The 25,196-nt window shown below is 41.1% G+C and carries 18 protein-coding genes and 1 pseudogene; 7 read left to right on the top strand and 12 right to left on the bottom strand.

What is annotated here, in order from left to right:
• Positions 1-66 precede the first annotated feature (66 nt).
• On the bottom strand, positions 67-573 hold the full coding sequence (locus PVK79_RS12200; RefSeq protein ID WP_179959226.1) for a LabA-like NYN domain-containing protein: 507 nt from the start codon (positions 571-573) through the stop codon (positions 67-69).
• 154 nt (positions 574-727) lie between these two features.
• Here PVK79_RS12200 and PVK79_RS12195 point away from each other — a divergent pair, with 154 nt between their 5' ends.
• Both PVK79_RS12195 and PVK79_RS12190 read left to right on the top strand, forming a co-directional pair.
• Positions 728-1,357 (top strand): hypothetical protein, encoded by a 630-nt coding sequence (locus PVK79_RS12195; protein ID WP_257325698.1) that lies wholly within the window; start codon positions 728-730, stop codon positions 1,355-1,357.
• Positions 1,354-2,100 (top strand): DUF3307 domain-containing protein, encoded by a 747-nt coding sequence (locus tag PVK79_RS12190; protein WP_149982955.1) that lies wholly within the window; start codon positions 1,354-1,356, stop codon positions 2,098-2,100. Before PVK79_RS12195 ends, PVK79_RS12190 begins: the two co-directional genes overlap by 4 nt.
• A gap of 56 nt (positions 2,101-2,156) precedes the next feature.
• Here PVK79_RS12190 and PVK79_RS12185 read toward each other — a convergent pair whose 3' ends face one another.
• From PVK79_RS12185 to PVK79_RS12145, 9 genes and pseudogenes are all read right to left on the bottom strand, one after another.
• A complete protein-coding gene (locus PVK79_RS12185; RefSeq protein ID WP_182732235.1) occupies positions 2,157-3,560 on the bottom strand; it encodes a DEAD/DEAH box helicase in 1,404 nt (467 codons plus the stop codon).
• Between the two features lie 300 nt (positions 3,561-3,860).
• Positions 3,861-4,800 (bottom strand): annotated as a pseudogene (locus tag PVK79_RS12180) (IS30 family transposase).
• Between the two features lie 247 nt (positions 4,801-5,047).
• A complete protein-coding gene (locus PVK79_RS12175; RefSeq protein WP_182734938.1) occupies positions 5,048-8,230 on the bottom strand; it encodes an amidohydrolase family protein in 3,183 nt (1,060 codons plus the stop codon).
• Positions 8,231-8,336: 106 nt separating this feature from the next.
• Positions 8,337-9,161 carry a M90 family metallopeptidase gene (locus PVK79_RS12170; protein WP_145241028.1) on the bottom strand — a complete coding sequence of 275 codons (825 nt, stop codon included), beginning with the start codon at positions 9,159-9,161 and terminating at the stop codon, positions 8,337-8,339.
• 142 nt (positions 9,162-9,303) lie between these two features.
• A complete protein-coding gene (locus PVK79_RS12165) occupies positions 9,304-10,536 on the bottom strand; it encodes a M23 family metallopeptidase (RefSeq protein ID WP_257325694.1) in 1,233 nt (410 codons plus the stop codon).
• Between the two features lie 169 nt (positions 10,537-10,705).
• Entirely contained in the window at positions 10,706-13,600 is a 2,895-nt protein-coding gene (locus PVK79_RS12160; RefSeq protein WP_182734941.1) for a ligand-binding sensor domain-containing diguanylate cyclase, read from the bottom strand.
• 175 nt (positions 13,601-13,775) lie between these two features.
• Complete coding sequence (locus PVK79_RS12155; protein WP_182734942.1) at positions 13,776-14,411, bottom strand: CatA-like O-acetyltransferase; 636 nt, start codon at positions 14,409-14,411, stop codon at positions 13,776-13,778.
• 93 nt (positions 14,412-14,504) lie between these two features.
• Positions 14,505-15,545, bottom strand: a complete 1,041-nt coding sequence (locus PVK79_RS12150) for a Leu/Phe/Val dehydrogenase (protein WP_182734943.1) — start codon at positions 15,543-15,545, stop codon at positions 14,505-14,507.
• 401 nt (positions 15,546-15,946) lie between these two features.
• Positions 15,947-17,473 (bottom strand): fumarate hydratase, encoded by a 1,527-nt coding sequence (locus PVK79_RS12145; RefSeq protein WP_145241038.1) that lies wholly within the window; start codon positions 17,471-17,473, stop codon positions 15,947-15,949.
• A gap of 165 nt (positions 17,474-17,638) precedes the next feature.
• Between PVK79_RS12145 and pabB the strand changes: the two genes are divergently transcribed.
• The 3 genes from pabB to PVK79_RS12130 all read left to right on the top strand — a co-directional run bounded on the left by pabB (position 17,639) and on the right by PVK79_RS12130 (position 21,060).
• A complete protein-coding gene (pabB, locus tag PVK79_RS12140) occupies positions 17,639-18,985 on the top strand; it encodes an aminodeoxychorismate synthase component I (protein ID WP_257325693.1) in 1,347 nt (448 codons plus the stop codon).
• 5 nt (positions 18,986-18,990) lie between these two features.
• Positions 18,991-19,584, top strand: coding sequence for an NUDIX hydrolase (locus tag PVK79_RS12135; RefSeq protein ID WP_257325692.1), 594 nt, complete (start codon positions 18,991-18,993; stop codon positions 19,582-19,584).
• A gap of 99 nt (positions 19,585-19,683) precedes the next feature.
• Positions 19,684-21,060 carry an L-serine ammonia-lyase gene (locus PVK79_RS12130; protein WP_257325691.1) on the top strand — a complete coding sequence of 459 codons (1,377 nt, stop codon included), beginning with the start codon at positions 19,684-19,686 and terminating at the stop codon, positions 21,058-21,060.
• Between the two features lie 530 nt (positions 21,061-21,590).
• Here the strand turns inward: PVK79_RS12130 and PVK79_RS12125 are convergent.
• Entirely contained in the window at positions 21,591-22,430 is an 840-nt protein-coding gene (locus PVK79_RS12125) for an isopenicillin N synthase family dioxygenase (protein WP_145242335.1), read from the bottom strand.
• A 254-nt stretch (positions 22,431-22,684) separates the two neighbouring features.
• Between PVK79_RS12125 and PVK79_RS12120 the strand changes: the two genes are divergently transcribed.
• Positions 22,685-23,887, top strand: coding sequence for a bifunctional alpha/beta hydrolase/OsmC family protein (locus PVK79_RS12120; protein ID WP_257325690.1), 1,203 nt, complete (start codon positions 22,685-22,687; stop codon positions 23,885-23,887).
• Between the two features lie 56 nt (positions 23,888-23,943).
• On the opposite strand, the gene PVK79_RS12115 is transcribed toward PVK79_RS12120, so the two are convergent.
• Complete coding sequence (locus tag PVK79_RS12115) at positions 23,944-24,681, bottom strand: alpha/beta hydrolase (RefSeq protein WP_182732237.1); 738 nt, start codon at positions 24,679-24,681, stop codon at positions 23,944-23,946.
• 176 nt (positions 24,682-24,857) lie between these two features.
• Between PVK79_RS12115 and PVK79_RS12110 the strand changes: the two genes are divergently transcribed.
• Entirely contained in the window at positions 24,858-25,181 is a 324-nt protein-coding gene (locus PVK79_RS12110; RefSeq protein ID WP_182732238.1) for a hypothetical protein, read from the top strand.
• Positions 25,182-25,196: the final 15 nt, after the last annotated feature.

Below are 25,196 nucleotides of genomic sequence, written 5' to 3'. Positions count from 1 at the left end.
TATAAGAGTGGGCTCACATCATGTCAAATATTTTTAACATGATGTTATGTTTTTAATACATTAGTTTCAAAGTAACAGGGAATCATCAATGCAAAAAAACTGTGCCGCACTTTGTTTTAATGCATCAGCCGTCAGTCTATCAGCGCCATAGACGTCACACGGTACATTATAATGATGCTGTAAATGACCCAGTAATAAGGCAAAATCCCCGTCGCCGGAGAGTAAAATAACTTTGTCGAGGTTTTTACCTTGTTCTAGCATGTCGATGGTGATGCCGACGTCCCAATCGCCTTTTGCGCTGCCATCTTTACGCTGAATAAATGGTTTTAGCTTTACCTCAAAACCAATCGCACGAAGAATATTTTGAAATTGAGATTGCTTTTCGTCCCCGCGATAGATTGCATATGCAATCGCGCAGTCTATATCATAGTCATCACTGATTTTTGCCCAAAAGGCATTGTAATCAAAGTTTTTTCGGTAGCTCTCTCGACAGGTGTAATAAATATTTTGGACATCGACAAAAATCCCCACTCTCGGCTTTTTCGCCGTTGTACTATGTATTTCTTGACTCATGCGTTATCCCTTTTAAATTAATCACGCTACTGTAGCATACCCTGATTAATTTCAAGCCCTTGCATTTAGCTTTCAAGTAACCTAAATTAGTTACATTGAAGCATGTAACCAAAGTTGGTTACTTTTCTTTATGTAACTTAAATCAAGGACATTTATGATTGCGGTGATCAGCGGTGATGTGATCAAATCACAACATATTCCAAAGCACGACTACGATGCGATGCTCTACCAGCTCGACCAAAGTTTGCGAGCAATTACTCAACGCCATCTAGGACAAAGTATTATTTATCGAGGCGATGCGTTTCAGGTGCAAATAAATCAACCAGCCCAAGTATGCCGTGTCGCAGTGCTGCTTTACTTACATCTTAAAGCCACCGGCTATGAAATTCGCCAAAGCCTTGCCATTGGTGAAATAGACAATGCTAGAGCCGATATTAAAACAGCAACAGGCTCTGCATTTACATTATCGGGGCGCGGTCTTGACGAAATCCATAACCAACGCTTTACTCTGAGCAGTATTGATGAACTCAAAAATGATGGCTTAGCCCTTAATCTAGCTTTTATTGACGTGCTCCTGAGCAAAATGACACACAAACAAGCGAATGCCTTATATGTCTATTTAACCGCAGAAAACAATCAACATAGTGAACTTGCTAAACAATTAAAAACCAGTCGTGAGAATGTGACCAAGTTACTTAATCTTGCACATTATCAGTTGATCGAGCGTTTTTTAGACTATGCAGAGCAGGCCATTGCTAATGCCGTGATAGGAGTAAAAAAATGAGTTTTATGTTGTTATTAGTTGCATTATTTATCGGTCATATTTTAGCTGATTTTTATTGGCAGCCAATGAGTTGGGTTAATAACCGTAATACACGTCACTTTCGTGCTAAAAAACTGTACTTGCATGTGCTAGTGCACGGTCTAACTACAGCAGCAATTGTCAGCTGGTGGGAGTTTAGTTTTGGCTGGCAAGAGCTCTCGCGTATCGGTATTGCCACAGCTATTGTTATCGTGACCCACTACTTAATTGATTTAGCAAAATCATATTCAAACAAAGGGGTTGTGCCATTTATCATTGATCAACTTGCTCATCTTGTCGTGATACTACTACTGACTGTGTGGTTGAGCGACAACAGTGAATTTATTACCAGCATTTGGCAATGGCTGATAACCCCCACTACATTATGGGTGCTATGTGGCTATTTACTGGTATTGAGTCCCAGTGCTGTGTTCATTCGTATGATGTTAGAGCGTCTCACTACCGGGTTTAGCTCCACAGGAAGTTTACCAGCAGCGGGGCAAAGTATTGGCATGCTTGAGCGAGTATTAATGCTTACATTTATTTTGCTAGATCAGTTGGCTGGCGTTGGCTTTTTATTAGCAGCAAAATCGGTATTTCGCTTTGGCGACTTACGTGCCAGTAAAGATAAAAAACTCACCGAATATGTTATGCTCGGTACACTTTTAAGTGTCACCGTCACCTTATTTATTGGCTTAGCAGTTAATTATCTTAAAGCATTATAGAAATAAAAAGCATAAAAAAACGCGCCAGCTTAGGCGCGTTTTTTATCAAAATATTATTACGTGTTACTCACGCCATCATTACCAGAGCGACGACGTTGACCACTGCCACCAACAGATTGACGCTTAGCCCATGGGTTTTGTGTTTGCTCACCAGCGGCTTTAGCAGCAGGTTTTTTACCTGAGCCACCACGGCGTGGGCCGGTGCCATTACCGCCGTTATTATTTGGCTTTTTGCTATCAGACTTAGGTTTAGAAAAAGGCTGACCCGCTTTTTTAGGCTTTTTAGGTTTGATAGGTCGTGCATCAAGCTCTCTTTCAGGCACTCCTTTTGTTGGCTCAAAACCAGCTTCTTTTGCACGTGGGATCAATTCACCGATAAAACGTTCAATACCGTATAAGTCATCAGCATCTTCCGGTGTTACAAATGAAATTGCGTCGCCAGATGCACCCGCACGGCCGGTACGACCAATACGATGCACATAATCTTCATACACATTAGGCAAATCATAGTTAACTACATGTGGCAGTTCAACAATGTCTAAACCACGGGCAACAATATCCGTTGCCACAAGTACGCGTACTTCGCCACTTTTAAAGCCTTCAAGCGCTTTAACACGCGCGCCTTGAGATTTATTACCATGAATTGCAGCGCCAACAATATCATCGCGCTCTAACTGCTTTACTAAACGGTTTGCACCATGTTTAGTGCGGCTAAATACCAACACTTGTTGCCAATCATTAGTACGAATTAAATGACTTAACAAGGCGGTTTTACGTGCTTTATCTACCGCATAAACGCATTGGGTAACACTTTTTGCCGTGGTATTTTTTGCAGCGACTGAAATTTCAACCGGATCATTAATAAGCCCTTTCGCAAGCGCTCTAATATCGTCTGAGAACGTCGCTGAGAACATCAAGTTTTGACGTTTAGCCGGTAACTTGCTGATGATACGTTTAATGTCATGAATAAAGCCCATATCAAGCATACGGTCAGCTTCATCAAGCACCAACACTTCGAGGTTATCGAACTTCAAGGCATTTTGGTTATGCAAATCCATTAAACGACCCGGAGTGGCAACTAAAATATCTACGCCTTTGCGTAAACGCATCATTTGCGGATTAATTTTAACACCACCGTACACAACAAAAGAACTGATATTAGAATGCTTAGCATACTCTTCAACGTTCTCGCTTACTTGTAATGCCAGCTCACGGGTTGGAGTTAAAATTAAAGCACGAACTTGGTTAACCTTGGCTTTTTGGCCTGTTGATAAGCGCTCAATTAACGGTAAAGTGAAACCCGCTGTTTTACCTGTACCAGTTTGCGCTGCAGCCATAACATCACGACCTTCAATGATCGCTGGAATGGCTTGAGCCTGAATTGGTGTTGGCGTTTCATAGCCCTTTTCTAAAACCGCATTAACTAAAGACTGTGATAAACCTAACCCATCAAAACTCATATTTTCTCTCAATAATTTTAAGGCCCAATCGGCCAATGGCGCATTATACCGATCGTACGCAATAATGCATGGTATATTCACGTTTGAAATAGCGTCAGCCAAATTTAACTAGCCACATCACACTATAAATCACTAAAAAAGAGATGCTGTGAATTGAACTATCACGATAGAGTCCTATCTATGCTGGTAATATACGGTTCCTGCAATTGCTTTGTTAGTGCTTTTTCATCAGTTTCGATTTATTGCAATCTTGAATTCAAGTATTAAGTGCAATCATTATGCAGCAACCAGCACTTCTGATTACCCCGTAAATAATTCATGAGGGGTTTTATATCTTCTTGTTTTTCTTGGCCGATGGTTGAGCTTATCTACTGCCGCCTGCATTTCTGCTTCACTTAGCGCCATAAAATCAGTTCCCTTGGGTAAGAAGCGTCTAAGTAAACCGTTGGTATTCTCATTTATGCCCGCTCCCATGATGAATATGGGTGAGCGAAATACACATCAGCTTCTAATTTTTGTGCAATATGCTCATGGTGAGCAAACTCTTTTCCATTATCTAAAGTCACGGTAATAACCCTACCTTTATATGGTGTCATACACTTGATCAGCGCATCGGCTGTTATTTTCGCATGCTTGCTTTCAATTCTGTGAACGACTATATATAACGTTTTACGTTCAACCATTGTGACAAAGGCATTTTTACGCCCTTTGCCAATCACTGTGTCACCCTCCCAATCACCAATCCTAGACTTTGAATCCATAATACGTGGGCGTTCATCAATACTGACTCGATTAACTATGTGTCCGCGTTTATCATAGCTTCCATAGCGTTTTTTATACTTTTTACATGCACGAGTGAGTGTCTTATGTAGCTCCCCACCACGGGCCTTGTCTCTGTAAATATATTGATAAATCGTTTCATGATGTAAAACGACCTTTTTCTCTAAAGCTAAGCGGCCTGCCACCTGCTCTGGCGAAAGTCCGTCATGCAACAATTTATTAATCTAGTCAGTAACGTCTCTGTTAACTTACTTGCTTTGAAAGATGACTTGCCTCTTTGTTCAGCAAAATTATTGGCTTGGTTAGGCCAATAGCCTTTAAGTCCTTTATTGCGTTTTAACTCTCTAGAGATAGATGACGGTGAACGAGTTAGTTCATCAGCTATCTGTTTTTGGTTATTTCCTGCTTTTATTAACGCGTAAATCTGGTATCTTTCTTGTGTCAGCTGTTTATATTTCATTAAAGCAATTTCCTTTGGCGAGAAAATGGTCGAATTATAACGACTGGACATCTAATCTGAGAAATTGCACTTATTTACCCGAATTTAGGAATGGTAAACTTTTTGAAAAATATTTAAGTATTATAACTTACCAAGATTTGAACATTCTCCAGCCACATAAAAATAGCCCTATCAAAAAAAGTAGGGCTATTTTCATATGATCGTTTTTGTAGTCAACCAATCAATTTATTCATTGTTGTTAGTAATATTACTTATCTTCAAAGTACAATTTGTCGCGTGCTTTTTTGCCGACTTCATTCATAGTCGCGGCATCAAATAACCGACCGTTGATCATCGTGTAATCAACTTTATCTGTATCACGAATATTAGTCAGTGGATTACCATCGATCACCATTAAGTCAGCCAGTTTACCGACTTCCAATGAACCGATATTCTGATCAAGACCGATGTACTTGGCCGGATCAAGCGTCGCCGCACGGATAGCTTCCAGTGGACTCATACCACCTTGAGCAAACATCCAAATCTCCCAGTGCGCTGCAAGGCCTTCGCGCTGACCATGTGCACCTAGATTCACTAAAACACCTAAATCTTGTAGCTCTTTTGCTACCCGTGCATTGTTAAAGTGATTATAGTGGTGATCGGGTGCTTTAACACGGCGCATTGAACGTGGTAGTAATTGGTTTTTTGGCACAAATTTACTTAAGCGCGGGTGATTCCACACATCAGTCTTATCATACCAATAGTTTTCTCCCCAGATGCCCCCATATGCCACACCAAGTGTTGGCGTGTAGCCTACATCACTTTGTGACCAAAGCTGCTTGATATCATCATAAATATTCGCCACGGGAATTGAGTGCTCAATGCCCGTATGACCATCAACCACCATCGTTAAATTATGCTGTAATAATGAACCACCTTCTGGCACCACCATCATTTCAAGCTCTCGGCCAGCTTCAATTACTTGTTGGCGTTGTTCACGTCGTGGTTGGTTGTATGATTTAACACTAAACGCGCCAACTTTCTTTAATCGCTCTAAGTGAAATTTAGCATCATCTAACGAATCAATGTGTGATGTATAACCTGGCATATTGGCACCATATAAAATAGTACCGGTTGAGAAAATACGTGGGCCTACAATAGTCCCCGCTTTTTGCATTTCGCTGGCTGTAAAAATCTCTGTTGTATCGTTTGATGGATCGTGAATTGTCGTGACGCCTAACGATAGGCCCGCTAAGTTTTTCCAATTTTGCTCAGGAATGATCTCATCGCTGCCTTGTGAACCATGCGCATGCGCGTCAACAATTCCTGGCATAATTGTTTTGCCAGATACATCAATTACCTGTGCGCCTTTTGGAATGTTAATATCAGCAGCTGTGCCAACGGCTTTAATATGTTTACCATCGGTTAATAGTATGCCATTTTCAATGACTTGCTCACCTTTCATGGTAATAATACGTGCGCCCGTTAAAGCTATCATGCCTTTTGGTTCAGCCATTTTGCTACTAAAGCCAATGTTATCGCCACTTTTTACTTTGAAGTCAGCGTCATCCGCTTTATTGATATCAAATAAACCTGCCAAACTTGCATGATAAAGCTCTGGGCCTAGCGTCCAATACAGTTTATCGCTGCTGGCGCTCCAGCTGATATTCTCACCGGCACGAACAGATAACTGCTCAATCGGAAATTGGCTGTCTTTAGGACCAATATTAATGGTTTTACCACTTTGCACTAATGGCGTAACAAACACTTTAAAACGTTCAGCAAAAGCGAGGTACTTGCCATCAGGCGATACTCTAAACTCAGTAGCATGCTCTGACTCATAAAGCTTAGTGATTTTTTTCGAATCAAGTTCAACCACACTTAGCGTTGGCTTAGGCCATGGGCTCATCACAAAAACTCGATCATTAGCTGATGCAAACTGCGGCTGATAACCACTTTTAGAAATCAACTCAGCTTTCCCGCCTTTGCTACTCACTGCATAAATACCCGGATGCAGTGACCAATCAGGGTTTAAGATGCTGCCTCCTGAGGCTTTACGGTACACCACTGTTTTGCCATCAGGGCTGAATGTTGGCTCAACATATTTACCTGGCTCTGTGGTAATATCATCACCGCGACCACTGCGCGCAGAGACAACTCGAACAGCACCCTGTTCGTTATCATCCCAAGTTACATAAACTATTTTTTTACCATCACGGGAAAACTGCGGGAACAACTCAAAGTGGTCATCTTGTTTAGTTAAACGCTTTATTTTTCCTGACTCTAAATCGCGTTTATAAATATGTCCTAGCGCTTCAAAAATTGCTGTTTCACCATCCGGCGAAATCTGTACATTACGCAACATTTTTACAGCAAATTCATCGCTATCAATATTTTGTGTAAAACGCACTGCTTGTTGAATTTTTTTACTGGTTTTTACTTCAAATGGTACGGTTTCTACATCGCCATCTTGCACATCAAGTTTATGAATAGTACCGCCAGCCCAAAATACCAGTTGGTTATTATCTGGTGTCCATGCAATGGTTGGATACACGCCATGAATAGCCCAAGTCTCTTGCATATCACGTTCAAGCTTGTCATATAGCTTAGTATGCTTACCGCTGGTTAAGTCATATAGGTAGAGGCTAGTTTGAAAATCATCTCGTTTAATATACGCAAGCTTCTTACCGTCTGGCGACGGGGTTGGTCTAATCGCGCCGCCCATACCATCAATAATCGTTTCTATCTCACCCGTTTCGCGATCGTAACGCTTGATTTTATAAATGCCAGCAACCGAATCTTTTGAATAATGAAAGGTTTTACCCGGCGTCGCATCATGTGAAAAATAAACATATCGGCCATCAGGTGAAAACATCGGCTCACCTAAATCTTTTTGATCATTCTCACGTTTAGTGAGTTGTACACCTTTGCCACCCGCTTTATGATAAAGCCATACTTCACCTGCGCCTAATGAACGGCTCGCTGTAAAATGCTTACGAGCAACAATATAGTCGCCGTCGGGACTCCATGCGGGGCTGTTCAATAAGCGAAACGTTTCATCGGTTACCGCGGTTTGATTCTCACCGTTTAAATCCATCAACCAGATATTATCGCCGCCACCTTGATCAGAGGTAAACGCAATATGTTTACCATCAGGACTAAAACGCGGTTGCATTTGCCATGCGATATCAGAGGTCAGTTGAGTGGCAGTGCCACCAGCCATCGGCATAGTGTAAATATCGCCCAGCAAATCAAACACAATGGTTTTGCCATCAGGACTGACATCGATATTCATCCAAGTGCCTTGAGAGACACTAATATTAGCATCAACAAATTGCCCTTGTGGCGCATCCACTTGCCATTTTTTGTCATCATTATCTTGTGCCTGAGCCTGACCATATAGCGCCAGTGACACAGCTACAGCCATTGCTGTATGAAGCATTTTTTTCATCGCCTTCTCGCTTATTTTTATTGCGGTTTTCATCTTATAAACATGATTGCAACAAAAACGGCAGCAAGTTACCAGCGATATCTGATAAAGCGTCGTTATTTGGCGGTTAATGCCATTTTATTGGATCAAACTGATAATAGCCGACCAATAAACTGTATATTTCAGGATCATAATGGCGCAGCTCACTGGGCTTTTCGAGAAAAGTTTCGGTGATCACGGCAAAAAATTCGGCTTCATTTGTTGCACCATAACTATGAATAACATGCGGCATATTATACGCAACATGCGTTTTTAACTGATTATAAGCGCGGCTAAAAACACGCCCCCACTGTTTATAATCTACTTCTTTAGCTAATATAGGCGTGCCTGTGGTTTTACCTGTTTCTTGATCGAGTTGGTGAGCAAATTCATGAAACACTAAATTATGTCCGTCACTGGGTAAGCGGTTCCCTTCAAGCACATCGTGCCAGCTCAGTACTAAAGTCCCTCCAGGCCATGACTCGCCTTGACGAACAGTATTATGATAGCTTACTAATCCGGCACTATCACGAGATGTCTGCGGCGCGTAATAAGCACTTGGGTACAGCAAAATTTCTTTCACATTTTGATAAAGTGGCCATGGTTTATTAAGCACCAACACACACGCATCCGCAGCAATTATTAACTTCATACTCTCGTTAAGAATTAAACCATCACAACCAATAAAGCGTTTTTCATTTAGAAACCAGACAATATGACGCTCTAATTTTTCCCGATCAGCATCCGTCATTTTTTGATAAATAGGCATATACCGTAACAATAATGTTTTTTGCTTTTCATCTAAACGATAATCTTGATACTTTTTTTGCCACAAGCGGTTTTGAATAACCGGCCAACGCCAATAAACAACTACAAACGCAATCAGCGCAAATATTAATAATCCATTTACCATTAAAAGGTCCTATCAACAGGTGTAGCTTATTAATATGTCCTGTGAGGATAAAATTCAATCATCTAGCCTAGCAACAGCTAAAAAAACCGCCCATAACTATGTTATAGACGGTCAGCTATATTATTTCGTAAAATCAATTATATTAACGATATAAACGGTCCCAAGCACAAGTACGGTAACCATTACGTTCAAAGTAAAAGTTATTACAATTGTCATCGTAGTTGCTATTGCCGACATCAATACGATGACCACTAATATATTGATTATGTAATGACACCTGCTGGCCGTTATACAACAAAGTAAAATGCACGTGAGGACCTGATGATTGTCCCCCTTCACATAGTGCTTGGTAATAATTGTTCGCATAACGACCGAGCCATGCACCTGACTGCACAAAATCACCGCTACTATACTGCAGATTAGACATATGATAATAGTTGGTTGAATAACCACTCGAATGCGTTACGCGGATATTACATGACGAAAAACGTGTGATAGTACCACCATGCGCCGCTTGAACATATGGTGTATTTGCGCCCCAACCACCAGAGCCATTATTAAAATCAAGCGATGAATATGGATAACCAGAGCCAGTATTAGAGTGAGCCCCACCGCTGTACCAATAATAACCTGATGACCATGGTAAGTTCATTGAAAAACTAGCCGCAGCAAACTGCTGATTGCTACTTTGTAGTGCACTTTTAGAGGATCTTTGTAACTGAGCGCGACTATCAGGGAATAGACGCTCAAACGTCGCTAAAAAGCCGGTTAGATCGCTCTTAGCGTAATTAACATTATCTTTGCTTAATACTTGTTTTTTAAGAACACTGACCAATGCTACTGTCGCTGCAGTACTGCTGTTGGTATTGACTCTATTAGTGATTTCCTCGCCCGCATACTTTGATGTTTCCGGGGTGGCTTGGCTATCTTGCCACTGTTTATATGCATAAAAACGTTGACTTAACATCATTACCACATCTTCTAGCTGGGCATCAAAACCGTGTTCGTCCGATAAACCTGCAAAAGCATTATTAATATCTGCGTCAGGATCAGAAAGTAAGCCACTTTGCAGCTCAATCAACGCTAAGATAACTTTAGGGTTGATACTTGTATAACCTGCCCAGTGCAAAACACGCTCTTTTTTATCTTCCAGTACTGGCGCATGCAGAGCAAAGAAATTATCCCAATCTTCACGCAACAAGTCATTATTGAACACAAACTGAGTATCGTCCACAGCCACCAAGGAGGTTAACTTAAGTGACTCAATGGACTGTGCAGTAAAGTTAAAATCATTATGCTTATGGCCTTGTGCAAACACCGCTGGCGACACACCTAAAACACCTGCTAATGCTACATATATCATCTTACTTTTCATCTTTTGTTCCTTCTGTTTACATCAAAAACATCCCAAATCGGGAACAAAAGGTATAGCATCAAACCCAATTAAATGTTAATAAAATGTTTTAATATATGTATTGATATATATTATGTACCCGAAAAGTAATAGCCTGTAGCGTGTTTTCCCAAATACTCTACTATAACTTTTAGAGTGTTATAACTTCGACTCGATTTCGCCCATTACTTTTTGCTTGATAAAGCGCTTGGTCAGCTTGCGCCAGTAACCTGTCATAGTCATTAACTGCCAATGAATCAGCGACTCCAAAACTAACCGTTACCGATAACCCGCTAGCGATGTTTGAAAAATCGTAGTTTGCAATTTGCACACGTAATTCTTCACATAATTGAGCGGCTTGTTGCGCGGTTTTATGAGGAAATAGTAATGTAAATTCTTCACCTCCCCAGCGAGCAACTTGACTATCATCACTCTCATTGAGCTCTCCTAGCATATGAGCAACCACACAAATTACACGGTCGCCAACAATATGTGACCACCCATCATTAATTCGCTTAAAATGATCAATATCCATAATCGCAATAGCGAGAGGTGAACCATGCTGTTTAAAATCAGCAAAATTGTCCGCAAGCCAACAGTCAAAGGCACGACGGTTTGGTAAATCAGTTAGTTGATCATGGGTTGCTTGATGAGCAAAGGCATCTGTTTGTTGTTGCAGATCATTAGTTTGTTGCTCAACCCGCTTAATCAGCTCTATCTCTATTTTTTTATAATGATAAAGCCGGTATCTATAAAGCCCGTAGACTAATGCTAATAAACCGATAAAAACCATTATTTTAAAAGTAATTTTTTGCCAAAAATATGACTGAATCACAAACGTTAAGGTTTTATCATTATTTTGCCATTGCCCATTAGGGTAGCCCGAACGTACCTTAAAAGTATACTTTCCCGGTGGTAAATTAGTGTATTCCGTAATGGTTAATTGATTACGATTAACCCACACATTATTATAACCAGTCAACTGGGTTTGGTAATTCAACCGATGAGGCATAATAAAACTTAGGCCAGCATAATGAAAAGAGAGCCGCGAAACGCCAAGCGGTAAAATAATTTCTTCATCTTGCTGCACCAAGGGGGTCATTTTGCCATCTACATACATTGCCTCAATAATTGTCGGTAATGTTTTCTTTGTAGCTTGCTTTAATCGTTCAGGGACGATAGTACTTGCCCCTTGCGCTGTAGCAATCCAAATACTGCCATCTTTGTGCAGCACTGCAGAAGGATTAGACCCGCCATTAGCCTGAGCGCTTAGCATGCCATCTCCTTCATCATATAGCTGATACTGGATTGGCAACGCATTATTTTGTGCTAACTGCGCTAGCCGCTGTTTGACCTGTTTTTGATTTACTTGGATCACACCGCGATTACTAGATAACCAAAACGAATCTCCCTGTGCCACAACTTGAAACAACTTATCAACTGGCAAGCCTTGTTCACGCCCAAGAATACTCATTTCTCCAGTTGGGATATGACACCGGACAAGACCACGGTCTGTCGCCATCCAAATATATTCAGATTCAGCATAAAAACCAAAAGCATATTCAGCATCAAAATGGGCAGGAAACACTTTAGCCGTAAATTTTTCTAAATTTGGGCTAAAAGATGCTACTCCAACGCCGGTTCCAATCCATACATTGCCATAATTGTCTTCACTAAGGGCTATAATAAAATCACCAGGTAAACCATCTGTACTTGAAAACTGCTTCAGAGAGCCATCCACGTCTATTCGTGTCAAACCTGCTGCAGTTCCCACCCATAAGCGCCCTGCACTATCAAATAACAACGCCCTAACTTCATTACTGGCTAAGCCATTTTGACGATCCAGAACAGGATAAACTTTACCATTGATAATCCGCATCAAACCTGAGGTATAGGTCCCGAGCCAAATTTGACCTTGCGCATCTTCGGCTAAACTTAAAACCGATAACGGATCATTCCCATAAGCAGGAGGGAATGTGTTTACTTTATTATCTTCAATGCGATTTAAACCAAGGCTGCTGCCTACCCATAAGCTACCATCAGAATGCGACAACACGGTACGGACATAATCGCCTGTCAACCCTCGTTTTGTGGTCCAAGTCGAAAAAGCGGCTTCACGCAATCGGTATAAACCGCCATTTGTGCCAACCCAAATACTATTTTCACGATCTTGTAATAACGATAAAATCCGATTTGCAGGTAAACCAGCGTCAGCATCAAGTTGTTCAAGTCCTAACGGGCTTAATCGAAACACCCCTTTATTGATCGTACCAAACCAAAGATCATCATGATCATCTTGTAAAATACTTGAGATAGCCTCATTTTTAAGTTGAGCATGAATACTGATAAAACGATTGTTTACCTGTTTCCATGCACCTTGTTCACTGCCGACTATGAGCTCACCTTGGCGGGTCAAATACAAGGTGTATATTGGGCTTTGTGGTAAACCGGAATCGGGAGTGATTAAACGCGCTGTTTTATTATTAATTTGATACAAGCCATTGCTGGTTGCAACCCAGATAATACCTGCATTGTCTTCTATTAGACGATAAGCACTGAGGTTTTCTAAAATAGCCGTGTCCGGCGCACTATCAAACTCTCGATATACAACACCTTGTCCCTCAAGGGCTAACCAAGTTTCATCTGAAGGCGTTTTTAATACGTGATTTACCATCGCAGTCGCATTTGGCTTGGCATGCCATTGCCCTTGATATAAATGACTGATCCCCCCTCGAGCGCCCACTATGTATAGACCGCCATCAGCTTGTGGGGCTAAACTACGTAAACCAGAATCTGGTAAACCAGTTATTTCCGTACGTGTAAACAGTTTAAACTCTCGGCCATTAAATCGGGCTAATCCTTCCCAAGTGGCAATCCACACGTAACCATCATTTGTTTGTACCACGCTATTGATACTATTATGAGGCAAACCAGAACGGGTATTCCAGGTTTCAGCAAAGTAGTCATTAAGAGGTAAGCGGGTTTGCTCAGCAGCAAAGCAACTAAAAACAACAAAAAAGAAAAAGCAAAGACCTAAACGAATCATTATACTAAACGCCTTCGTAATTATGGCGAGCTAACAACTTAGCATGAACGCAAATTAAATAGATAATGATTTTCCAGTAGTTAACTATCATTATGTGTTCTTGTATATGAATTATACTAACATAGTCTGAGTTTTATTTTCATTAACTAAATAACACAATTCGTTTACGGCCACGCTAAGCACACAGAGCGTCTATACTCTGCTGCAGCTGTTCAATAAACTTCGCTACATGTAAACCATCCATCAATGCATGGTGCACATCTATTGAGATAGGCATTGTCCCTTTTTGTGCATCAAACTGTCCAAACACTAATTTAGGAATGCCGAAATGATTACCTTGTGTATGTGCATGAGAGAAGCTTGTAAAGTTCAACCACGGTAAAACCGAAATATGGATCAAATCAGTCTGACCTTCGGTTTGCGCAAAAGCAGTTGAGAATAATGGCTGTTGCTTTGCCGCTAAGCTAACTCTGTTTGCATGTATTTGAAAGTCGTTCAACGTAGCTTGTTGTGAAAAGTAGCTAAACCTAAAGGTATCATCATCAGCAAGCTCTACAACACTGGCACGTTGAGCAGCTAGTTGCCAAGGTACACCGTCAATGATCCTCAGTAACATTGGTTGATAAGTATTACTTGCCTGCAATGTCGCATAGATATAGGCATGAAAAAAAGAACATTGCTGTGATTTACAATGCTGATACAACGCCCCCATATCTAATTGTACACATACATTAAAGTAGGGTTGCGTAAACTCTTTAAACAGTGAGAAGTGTTGTTCGCGTGGCCATGTGGCTAAATCGATGGGCGTCATATCTTTAAAAACTATACAGGTCAGGTTGACCGTATCGTGAGGGATTTACTGAATAATGTAAAGGCGTGCAATTGCACGCCTATAACGCGTTTATTATAAACCGTTTTTGATGATCTCTTGTGCGAGTTCGTCTGCGATCAAATGCGTTGATTTTTGCTCTTTCTCACTTCGCGAAAAAATTTCAGTTAAGGTTTTGAAGATCCCCTCAACATGTTTATTTGATGCCTCAGCACTGTAACCTTCTGGCGCTGTTTCATAATAAACATTAATAATACCACCTGCGTTAATCACATAATCTGGTGCGTATAAAATACCTTTTTCACGAATGATCTCACCGTGACGAGACTCGGCTAATTGGTTATTTGCACAACCAGCAATAATTGTCGCTTTAATGCGTGGAATAGTCGCATCATTTACTGTTGCACCAAGTGCACACGGTGCATATACATCGACATCAAGGTCGTATATTTCATCAATGCCTACAGCAGTCGCTGCAAAATCATTCACGACTCGATCAATTGCCACTTGGTTGATATCAGTTACAAACAAGGTCGCACCCGCGTCATGCAAATGTTTACACAAGCCATAAGCAACAGCGCCTAAGCCTTGTACTGCCACTTTAATGCCACTCAAGTCTTGGTGACCACGTTGATGTTGTAACGCCGCTTTAATTCCTAAAAATGTGCCATACGCTGTAAATGGTGATGGGTTACCACTTTTACCTTCAAGGCCTAATACATAGTTAGTTTCTTTATTCATGATAGCCACATCATCACAGGTGATGTTTACATCTTCAGCAGAATAGTAACTACCATTTAAGCGCTCTAATTGGCGACCAAATGCACGGAATAACTGTTCAGACTTAATTTCTTTGGCATTACCAATGATCACAGATTTACCACCACCAAATGGTAAACGTGCTACCGCATTTTTGTAGGTCATACCCTTTGATAAACGAAGCGCATCGACAACAGCGTCGTCATCACTTGCGTAATCCCACATTCTGCAACCACCAACAGCAGGACCTAAATTAGTATTATGAACGGCAATAATTGCACGAAGGCCTGATTCTTTATCTGAACAAAAAACCACTTGTTCGTGGTTATCAAAATCAACTCGATTGAACACAGCCACTTTATCTTACTCCGAAATTTGTAACCCGTGAGAGGGTATGCACGCTGAAATTGCCGAGACTCTACCACTTCATATTACAGCTTGCCACTATATGAGATGATAAAACCTATCAATATCAGGCGCCGTAATGAACAAGCTAAATTATCGCAATTTTAAACATTTTAAATTCAAAAATAGTCACTTTTTAGAATAGTTAATTAACTAAACTAAAAATATAGCATGATAACGTTTACGTGAACGTCAATTTAAATATTATTGTAAAGTTTAAATTACAAGGCAATAAACAGCAACAAGAGAGTAATGATGGGTCTTTGCGGGAGGTTAGGTGGTTTACATCCAACTGGTCAGAGCTGATAAGCGGTATCTGAGAAAACTCAAATACCGCATAATAAAGCGAATACTTATTTTAATTTAGCGTCTAACTCTGCAATTTTAGCTTTCCAAATTGCTGGGCCTTGGGTATGCGCATTTGCGCCTTCACTATCCACTGCGACAGTGACTGGCATATCTTCTACTTCAAATTCATAGATAGCTTCCATACCTAAATCTTCAAATGCCACTACACGGGCTTTTTTGATAGCTTTAGATACTAAATAAGCTGCTCCACCTACGGCCATCAAATACACAGATTTATTGTTTTTGATAGACTCAACCGTTGCAGGGCCACGTTCCGCTTTACCAATCATGCCAATAATGCCGGTTTTTTCTAGCATCATGTCAGTGAATTTATCCATCCGCGTTGCTGTTGTAGGACCCGCTGGGCCCACTGCTTCATCACGTACCGCGTCAACTGGGCCAACGTAGTAAATAAACTTATTATCAAAATCAACACCTGCAGGTAACCCTTCACCAGAATTGATCATATCTTGCAGACGTTTATGCGCTGCATCACGACCAGTTAATATAGTCCCTGACAGTAATACTGTTTCGCCCATTTTCCATTCATGCGTGTCTTCTTTAGTTAGCGTATTTAAGTCAACACGACGCGTGCCCTCACCCACTTCAAATGTGACTTCTGGCCAATCTTCAAGTTTTGGCGCTTTTAAGTTTGCAGGACCTGAACCATCTAATGTGAAATGTACATGGCGAGTCGCCGCACAATTAGGGATCATAACCACAGGTTTTGAGGCCGCATGAGTCGGTGCGGTTTTTATTTTCACATCAACCACTGTTGTTAAACCGCCAAGGCCTTGTGCGCCAATACCGAGCTTATTTGCGCGCTCAAATATTTCTAAACGAAGTTTCTCTTCGGTGGTTTCTGCGCCACGTTCCATAAGCTCATGGATATCAACTGGATCCATAAGTGATTCTTTTGCCATTACTGCGGCTTTTTCTGCCGTTCCGCCAATACCTATACCTAGCATGCCTGGTGGACACCAACCAGCGCCCATGGTCGGCAAGGTCTTTTCGACCCATTCAGCCACATCATCAGATGGATTAAGCATCACCATTTTACTTTTATTTTCAGAGCCGCCGCCTTTTGCTGCCACCATTACTTCAACATTGCCGCCTGCCACTAAATCAATGTGCACGACCGAAGGCGTATTATCTTTGGTGTTTTTACGGCTACCTGCAGGATCTGCAACAATAGATGCACGTAATGGATTATCTGGATTCAAATAAGCACGACGCGTCCCTTCGTCAACCATTTGCTGTACGGTTAAATCTGTTTTGTCCCACTTAACATCCATACCTACTTTCACAAAACAAGTAATAATACCTGTGTCTTGGCACAAAGGACGTTTGCCTTCTGCCGACATCCGCGAGTTAATTAAAATCTGCGCAATGGCATCTTTTGCCGCTTTACTTTGTTCTTTGTTATAGGCTTTTTCGAGCGCTTGAACAAAATCAAGTGGATGATAAAACGAAATATACTGCAATGCATCTTCAATGCTATCAATAAAGTCTTGCTGACGAATTGTACTCATAGGGGTTCCTTAAATTACCTTTACGTGAGAACACGTAAACTAGGCCAAACCAGTGACGGTGGTTTGTACAGCGCTTAGGCAACGTCACTAAACGCTGCCAAAAAATTATAACTTATGATACCCTCCTAGCCCGTTTCGAGCCAGTTCTTCAGGGTAAAAAAATAGATGATAAAGCAACAAAAAACCTGTATTCAATTAGACATTTCGCTCAACTGCCTAGAGGTTTTCGCCTATTTTGCCCATTTACCTTATGCCGTTCTGCTGGATTCAGCCAACAGCGACCATATAAATAGTCGTTACGATCTGATTGCTATAGCGCCAAAAATGCGCCTCGAAGTTAAAAATAACCACACGTTTATTGATGACAAGGCAACTGAACAAGATTGTTTTAGCATTATTAAAGCACAGCTAAATACTCTAGATAGCAGTAAAACTCAGCCTAACCTACCTTTTAGTGGCGGCTGGCTCGGGTATTTTGGTTACGACCTTGGCCGAGTCATTGAAAAACTTCCCAGCCAAGCTATCGATGATATCGATATGCCACAACTAGCTATTGGTCTCTATATGGATGCACTTATCTATGATAAAAAGCTGCACAGTTGGTTTTATGTCGCACAGCCTGATGTTGATAGATCAGCAATGTATCTACAGGAGTTAGCTCACGCCTCTCCAATTACCTCGCCATTTGAAATCACCCGAGGCTGGTCATCAAATATGAGCCGCGCACAATACAGCGCTAAGTTTGCAAGAATTCAGGGATATTTAAAAAGTGGCGATTGTTATCAAATTAACTTAGCACAGCGTTTTACAGCGCAGTATCAAGGCTCACCGTGGCATGCTTATTGTACTTTGCGCGAAGCTAACAAAGCACCATTTTCAAGTTTTATTAATCATCTTGATGGCGCTATTTTATCTATTTCCCCTGAGCGCTTTATTGCCATTAATGATAATCAGGTTGAAACCAAGCCAATCAAAGGAACGCTGCCACGGTGTCTTGATAAAAAAGAAGATGCGTTACAAGCAACTCGATTACAAAATTCAGCGAAAGATCGCGCTGAGAATGTGATGATTGTTGATTTACTGCGCAACGACTTAGGTAAAGTTGCCAAACCTGGTACCGTGCAAGTCCCGTCACTCTTTGCGATTGAGAGTTTTCCTGCAGTACACCACTTAGTCAGTACCGTGACAGCGCAGTTAGCTGACGATAAAACTGCGGTTGATCAGTTGTATGCTGCTTTTCCGGGAGGGTCAATCACCGGTGCACCCAAAATTCGTGCGATGGAAATCATTGAAGAATTAGAACCGCATCGGCGCAGTATTTACTGTGGTTCAATCGGTTATTTAAGCGCTTGTGGCAATATGGATACCAGTATTACCATCCGAACTTTAGTGTGTCACAAACAGCATATTTATTGTTGGGCTGGCGGCGGCATTGTTGCTGATTCACAAGTGGATTTGGAATACCAAGAAACTTACGATAAAGTAAATAAAATCTTACCTTTATTGAAGTAACCTGTGTGAATAGCAAACAGCTTATGGCTCGTTTTCAGCTAACTGCGCCTGCCAATGAGTATATACAGCCAGCTGATAAGAGACATTTTAAACAACGTTCCCAACGAGCCAGTGCCGTTATGTTACCGCTGATTGATGTAGATAACAGCGCGCACATATTACTATGCAAACGCCCAATGTTCTTAAATCACCATCCTGGGGAAATTTGCTTACCAGGCGGTAAGCATGAGTTGAGCGATGCAAACTTACGCCATACTGCACTGCGTGAACTAAGTGAAGAGCTAAATATCGCCCCATCAAATGTCACTGTCATCGGTCAATTAGGCGATTACTCTACTCTTACCGGCTTTACGATTACACCGTTTGTTGGTGTATTAGCCCCAGATACACATTGGCATGCAGACCAAAATGAAGTGGCCGCCAGTTTTTTGCTGCCCGTCAGCGCACTCGCTGATGTAAACAATTGGCAATCCTTACCTTTTCATCGCTTTGGCAAAACTATTACTTTACAAGGTTTTTCAACTCCTTACGGACTACTTTGGGGAGCCACTGCTAGCATTATAAAAAACTTTACAAAACAGCTTGCCATACCAGTTTAAATCTCTATTGCAAAGGGTTACAAGGGTACAATTACGCGTTATTATGTGCGACCGTTCAAAGGCAGCAATCGTGCTGAGTAAAAGTAGAGTAAAGTTATTATGATCAGTGCATTCGATATGTTTAGTATTGGCATTGGCCCGTCATCATCACACACCGTCGGCCCAATGCGCGCATCGCGTTTATTTGTTAACGAACTACAACAACAAAACTTGTTAACCGATGTCACCAGCATTAAAGTTGAGCTATATGGCTCATTGGGACAAACAGGTATCGGCCATGGCTCAGGCAAAGCAGTTATCCTCGGACTTGCGGGTTATGATCCGGAAACCATTGATGCCGATTTAGTAGACGGTATTCTCGCTAAAATTGAAAATGAACAAGTGATCCACTTAAATCAAGTGCATCAAGCAAAGTTTCCAAAACAAGGAGCGATTGTATTCCACCGTCGTAAAACTTTGCCAAAACACTCAAATGCAATGGAGATCATTGCTTTTAAAGGCGACGAAAAACTCCATAGTAAAGTTTACTATTCAATTGGCGGCGGTTTTATTGTTACCGATGAAGAATTTGAAAACGAAAAACAAGCTGCGCTCACTGTCCGTGAAGAAAACCCAGCCCCCTTTCCATTTGGCAGTGCCAAAGACTTATTAGAAATGTGTAAGGAGTCAGGTTATAGCGTATCAAGCTTGATGATGAAAAATGAAAAAACCTTACGCACAGAAGATGAAATAAAAGATGAACTATTCAATATTTGGCAAGTAATGAAAGCCTGTATTGAACGCGGTATGCGCACCGAAGGAATTTTACCTGGTGGTTTGAAAGTAAAACGTCGCGCCCCTAGCCTGTACTTAAAGCTCAATATTGAAGTCAGCAATGACCCCCTTCGCGCAATGGACTGGGTGGATTTATTTGCCCTTGCTGTTAATGAAGAAAACGCTGCAGGTGGCCGTGTAGTTACAGCACCAACTAATGGCGCAGCAGGTATTTTACCTGCGGTATTAATGTACTACCACACATTCATTAAAGAAATAGACCGCGATATTGCAACTCGTTATTTATTAACTGCCGCCGCAATTGGCATCTTATATAAAAAGAATGCCTCAATTTCAGGTGCTGAAGTTGGTTGCCAAGGCGAAGTTGGCGTCGCATGTTCAATGGCTGCTGGTGCATTGACTGAAATTGTCGGTGGCAGTGTATTACAAGTAGAAAATGCCGCTGAAATTGGCATGGAGCATAACTTAGGGTTAACCTGCGACCCTGTCGGTGGATTAGTACAAGTGCCGTGTATTGAACGTAATGCGATGGGAGCTATCAAAGCAATTAATGCATCGCGTTTGGCTATTCGTGGCAGTGGCGAGCAAAAAGTATCATTGGATAAAGTTATTAAAACCATGCTTGATACTGGTAACGATATGAAAACTAAATATAAAGAAACCGCTCGCGGTGGCTTAGCTGTAAATATAATTGAGTGTTAGGTTTTATACTCAGTAAAAAATCGTAATACATCTAACACCATTCAATTCAGATTGTTTTGATTGAATGGTGTAACTCGTTTTAGTGATCCTAACAGCCTTCGGTTTGAGTAGTTTTCATTGACAAAATAAACTCTTTAATTTTACTACGGGTTGCTTTCAGTTTAGTGAAGATTATTCCCTGTTTTCCTAACGAGCACAACAATATTAACCTATTTAAGAGTTAACGCTCAGTTGAGTTTACTGATAGCATCATCACTTGAGCAATCACGATTAAAGTCCCACCTCTGACAACTAGCTTTACTTGTTATTTAGACACCTGCTAATTGCTTTATTCGCGTATTCAATCGTTTCTATTCATTCCAATGGTAAACTTTTTGGAAAAATATTTAAGCATTACTGCTCAGCAAAAAAAGCCCTATCAAAAAGGTAGGGCTATTGTCTTATGCTCGTTTTTGCAGTAAAGCAGCTTATTCATTAATCCGCGTTAACAATTAGGTAGATGTTGAAAAGCTATCATCACTTGAGTGATGCTATTTAACACCTAACTCACGCAGACGCTCTTGTAAGTAACTGTCAGCAGTATAACGCGCTGATAACACCACATCTGGACGCGGGTGCAAAAATAACGGCAAAGAAATACGTGACTTAGATGACGCTTTGCCAGTAGGGTTAATAACACGGTGAATAGTCGACGGGAAATAACCACCTGACGCTTCTTGCAACATGTCGCCAATGTTAATAATTAAACTGCCAAAATCGCATGGCACATCTAACCAACCGCCATCTGTTTTTTGTACTTGCAAGCCTGGCTCATTTGAAGCAGGTAATACCGTTAATAAATTAATATCACCATGTGCAGCAGCACGAATAGCGCCAGGTTCTTCATCACCTGTCATCGGCGGGTAATGTAATATACGTAATAATGTTTGCTCTGAATCAGCAATCATATCTTTTAAATCGATTGAAAACTTAGCACGCACATCCGCTGGTGCTTCAGCTTGCACCCAGCTTAACAATGTCGCAGCAAATTCATTGGCTAAACGATAATATTCGCGAATATCTGCTTCTAACTGCGCTGGTACACGGCCTTTTGGATAAACATGAAAATATTCTTTAATATCTTTAACTGTAAAGCCTTTTGCAACTTCTGATACCGAAGGCGGAAAGTAGCCATCTTGAGTGTCTTTAGAGAATAAGAATTCATGTTTTTGTTCAGAATTAAAAAAATCCTGCCAATTTTTATAAATTGATTCAACAAGAGACTGTGGAATTGGGTGGTTTTTTAATACACCAAAGCCCGTATTTCTAAGAGACTCAACAAATTGAGCGGCCGCATCGCTCGCTTTATAATCAACGGTAGGTAATTGCATGTTCGTATCCAATGAATTAAGTTGTTAAAAGCCTTTGCTAATCATAGCAGTTGCTCCATTGTAGCGCTTCGCGAGCATAATAAAACGGGCAAAAAAACATAAGGACTTATGTCCTCTTTAGCTGGGTAAGCGTTTATTACTTGATGCAAATCAAAATGTTGCTATTGTGGATAAAACGCCAAAACAACTGTAATTATAAACGCACTTTAATGGTCTATTCTTCACTAACCTCTTTCATTAAGCAAAGGTAACCTATGCGCCAAAAAATTTCGTTCAAAAGTGGTGATTTAACACTCGCCGGTCAGCTTGAAACACCCGCCAGTGATATTAAATTTTATGCCTTGTTTGCCCATTGTTTTACCTGTGGTAAAGATATAGCCGCAGCAAGTCGAATTAGCCGAGCACTCACTCAACAAGGCATTGCGGTATTACGCTTTGATTTTACTGGCCTTGGTAATAGCGACGGTGATTTTGCCAACAGTAATTTCTCATCAAATATCCAAGATTTAATTGCCGCAGCAGATCACTTACGTGAACACTTTAAAGCGCCACAATTATTAATTGGTCATAGTTTAGGGGGCGCAGCGGTACTTGCAGCTGCTGAACACATTGCTGAAGTACAAGCCATTACCACCATAGGCGCACCATCAGATGCGCAACATGTAGCGCATAACTTTGCCGCTCATCTAGATGAAATTAATAGCAAGGGCGAAGCCAAGGTAAATTTAGCAGGGCGAGAATTTACCATTAAAAAACAGTTTGTGGACGACATTGCCAATTACGACCGCAGCCATATCAGTAAATTAAAGCGAGCATTGTTAGTAATGCACTCCCCTATTGATGCCACGGTAAGTATTAACGAAGCTGAAAAAATTTACGCCGCTGCTAAACATCCAAAAAGCTTTATTAGCCTGGATAACGCCGACCACTTACTCACTAACAAAGACGATGCAGACTACGCAGCAGACGTTATAGCATCATGGGCAAAACGTTATGTGGATTTTGATAAAAACCAGTACAGTGCCAAACTTAGCAGCGGCAATGTATTAGTTGAAGAGAAAGATCATGTCTTTACTCAGCATGTAAGTACCAAGGATCATACTTGGCTTGCCGATGAACCACTAAGTGTTGGCGGTAATAATTTAGGCCCAGACCCTTATCACCATTTACTTGCTGGACTTGGTGCATGCACAGCGATGACTTTACGTATGTATGCAAGTCGTAAAAACTTGCCACTTGAACACGTAAAGGTAGAACTGAACCACAGCCGTGATTATCACGCCGATTGCGATAACTGCGAGCAAACCGACAAACTCGAAGCCATCACCCGTAAAATCACCTTAGTGGGTGATTTGAGTGACGCTCAGCGCCAGCGCCTATTAGAAATTGCCAACAAATGCCCTGTGCATAAAACCCTGCATAACAACCCACTGATTGTAAGTGAGCTGGTAAAATAACTATCAAGCGCGTAAGAGTGGCAACTTAATATGTTTACGCGCTAAGTTTTATTATTTTAGTTTGCAACAAACGCTTTGATTTCTTTACTCATCCGCTCTACTAACCACTTAGGTCCGCCATCATACATATCATTATGGCGTGAGTTCTTTATCGCAATCTGCGTAACCGGATACTGTGCTAATTCATCTTCATTGAGTAATACCTGATTATCCGCAGGGTAATCACTGCCACGAAGCGTTAAAACCCGAATGTTATTATTGCGAGGTAACAACATACGCCGATGATCAAGCGTAATAATTTGACTCACTTGCTTAGGATAAATCGCCGCGTAAAGCGCGGCTATATCACCGCCATTAGAATGGCCAAATAACGTTAACCGCGTAAAATCATACTCTGGGTAGCGAGAGCTCAACTCAGTCACTAAAAATTTTAGAGTGACCACACCACGATGCCAGTTTTCCATACGAGTGGCCATATAAGGTGGCGTGCGGTTGAGCGCAGGATCGCGGTCTAATTCATGGGCTACAGCAATAGTTAAATAGCCCTTAGCTGTAAATATATCAGCCGCAAACTGATAGTCAGTATGCGCAATACCATATCCGGCATTAATAAATACCACAGGGCATTTTGTTTGTTGGCTACAATGCTCGTTATATGCTGGTAATGAAATACTGATCGGGATCGCGCGGTCACGCGCTTTATCAACAATCATTTCGCTGTTTGTTGCGGAACTGGCGACGGCACTGACTATGAGAAAGAAGAAGCTCACAAGGTACTTAAAAGGTAGTGGCATTAATTTGCTCGACTTATTTTATTTAAATTATAAAGTACTTTAAGCTTTTGAATATTAATTGCAATAAAACGAGGTACCTAAAACAGCAGAAGAGTTTTAAAGAAAAAAATAATTATTATAAATTTATGCGATAATAGTCGTATTGTCCTAACGTCTATTTAGAAAAGAACCTATCCATGAAATCATACAACAGCATCGAAGAACGTATCGATATTTTACAAAGCAGAATTGAAGCGTATCAAGATGAAATCGAAACGCTAGAAACAGAGCCAAAAAATAATAACGAGCGTATTATTTTTAAATTCATCGAAACAGGCAGCACTGGCAAGACTAAAGATTTTGTGCGTGAATTAGGCATTAAATCACCACGCGATAGTTTGTATTCATCAGGTGATGTATCAAAACTCATCAAAGATGGCGCCAGTGATATTTCCCCTGCATTACTTGAAATTGCCCGCGCACTTGCCAGCGCACGAAATAAAAATGGTCCTGCCTGCTAATTAAGCATTAGATTA

Source organism: Pseudoalteromonas rhizosphaerae (assembly GCF_028885455.1).
Classification (GTDB): domain Bacteria; phylum Pseudomonadota; class Gammaproteobacteria; order Enterobacterales; family Alteromonadaceae; genus Pseudoalteromonas; species Pseudoalteromonas rhizosphaerae.
This window is presented reverse-complemented; position numbering and strand designations above follow the sequence as displayed.

What these genes read in the sequence shown, in the direction of transcription:
- PVK79_RS12200 (WP_179959226.1), bottom strand. Translation starts at nt 573, where the DNA reads ATGAGTCAAGAAATACATAGTACAACGGCGAAAAAGCCGAGAGTGGGG.
- PVK79_RS12155 (WP_182734942.1), bottom strand. Translation starts at nt 14,411, where the DNA reads ATGACGCCCATCGATTTAGCCACATGGCCACGCGAACAACACTTCTCA.
- PVK79_RS12145 (WP_145241038.1), bottom strand. Translation starts at nt 17,473, where the DNA reads ATGAGTACAATTCGTCAGCAAGACTTTATTGATAGCATTGAAGATGCA.
- PVK79_RS12160 (WP_182734941.1), bottom strand. Translation starts at nt 13,600, where the DNA reads ATGATTCGTTTAGGTCTTTGCTTTTTCTTTTTTGTTGTTTTTAGTTGC.
- PVK79_RS12115 (WP_182732237.1), bottom strand. Translation starts at nt 24,681, where the DNA reads ATGCCACTACCTTTTAAGTACCTTGTGAGCTTCTTCTTTCTCATAGTC.
- PVK79_RS12170 (WP_145241028.1), bottom strand. Translation starts at nt 9,161, where the DNA reads ATGGTAAATGGATTATTAATATTTGCGCTGATTGCGTTTGTAGTTGTT.
- PVK79_RS12130 (WP_257325691.1), top strand. Translation starts at nt 19,684, where the DNA reads ATGATCAGTGCATTCGATATGTTTAGTATTGGCATTGGCCCGTCATCA.
- PVK79_RS12125 (WP_145242335.1), bottom strand. Translation starts at nt 22,430, where the DNA reads ATGCAATTACCTACCGTTGATTATAAAGCGAGCGATGCGGCCGCTCAA.
- PVK79_RS12175 (WP_182734938.1), bottom strand. Translation starts at nt 8,230, where the DNA reads ATGAAAAAAATGCTTCATACAGCAATGGCTGTAGCTGTGTCACTGGCG.
- PVK79_RS12195 (WP_257325698.1), top strand. Translation starts at nt 728, where the DNA reads ATGATTGCGGTGATCAGCGGTGATGTGATCAAATCACAACATATTCCA.
- PVK79_RS12190 (WP_149982955.1), top strand. Translation starts at nt 1,354, where the DNA reads ATGAGTTTTATGTTGTTATTAGTTGCATTATTTATCGGTCATATTTTA.
- PVK79_RS12110 (WP_182732238.1), top strand. Translation starts at nt 24,858, where the DNA reads ATGAAATCATACAACAGCATCGAAGAACGTATCGATATTTTACAAAGC.
- pabB (WP_257325693.1), top strand. Translation starts at nt 17,639, where the DNA reads ATGATAAAGCAACAAAAAACCTGTATTCAATTAGACATTTCGCTCAAC.
- PVK79_RS12120 (WP_257325690.1), top strand. Translation starts at nt 22,685, where the DNA reads ATGCGCCAAAAAATTTCGTTCAAAAGTGGTGATTTAACACTCGCCGGT.
- PVK79_RS12185 (WP_182732235.1), bottom strand. Translation starts at nt 3,560, where the DNA reads ATGAGTTTTGATGGGTTAGGTTTATCACAGTCTTTAGTTAATGCGGTT.
- PVK79_RS12165 (WP_257325694.1), bottom strand. Translation starts at nt 10,536, where the DNA reads ATGAAAAGTAAGATGATATATGTAGCATTAGCAGGTGTTTTAGGTGTG.